This window comes from Porphyromonas sp. oral taxon 278 str. W7784 (genome assembly GCF_000467855.2).
Lineage (GTDB): Bacteria > Bacteroidota > Bacteroidia > Bacteroidales > Porphyromonadaceae > Porphyromonas.
The window spans coordinates 469,889-470,531 of the sequence record NZ_KI259258.1; the positions used below are offsets into that span (position 1 = coordinate 469,889).

Below are 643 nucleotides of genomic sequence, written 5' to 3' on the forward strand. Positions count from 1 at the left end.
TCATCAACGACAAGCGTGTCCGTCTCTCGGGCGCGGCACTCATCGGGCTCCTTCGCTCCTACCCGCAGTCCGACCTTCAGGAGATCCAGATACTCACCACTCCGCCTGCTAAGTACGAAGCCGAGGGGAATGCAGGTGTGCTGAATATCATCCTCAAGAAGGCTAAGAACGATTTCTTCGGAGGAAGTATCGCTCCTCGCTTTGGATTTAGAAGGGAGAGGGCTATGTACTCCCTCAATACCAACCTCAACTATAAGAAGGACAAGGTCACCGCTTCCCTCCAGATCGGAGGAGGCTCGGCGAGCTATGATGGCTCTCTAGGTACCTACCGCACCTATCCCAAGCAGGGCACGTTCCATTCGAGTGAGACCGCCTACTCGGGGAAGGGTCCTCACTTCAATGTCCGTGCGGGACTAGACTATGCCTTCACCCCTGAGCTCTCGATGGGAGTCAATGTGTCCTACAGCCCGCAGAAGGATGATACACGCCGAGAGAATGATAGCCGAGACTATCGCATCCTCTCCAGTAAGGCTTATGAACTCCTACGCCTGCTCCCCGGTGTCGCCGACGAGACCGACAAGAGCCAATATACTACGGCGAACATCCACCTCGAGAAGACCTTCAAGTCCGCTCCCCAGCGTCG

1 pseudogene is annotated in these 643 nt (G+C 55.8%); it reads left to right on the plus strand.

Annotation, left to right across the window (positions count from 1 at the left end):
• A pseudogene (locus tag HMPREF1556_RS08555) lies at window positions 1–643 on the plus strand (carboxypeptidase); the annotation flags it as partial.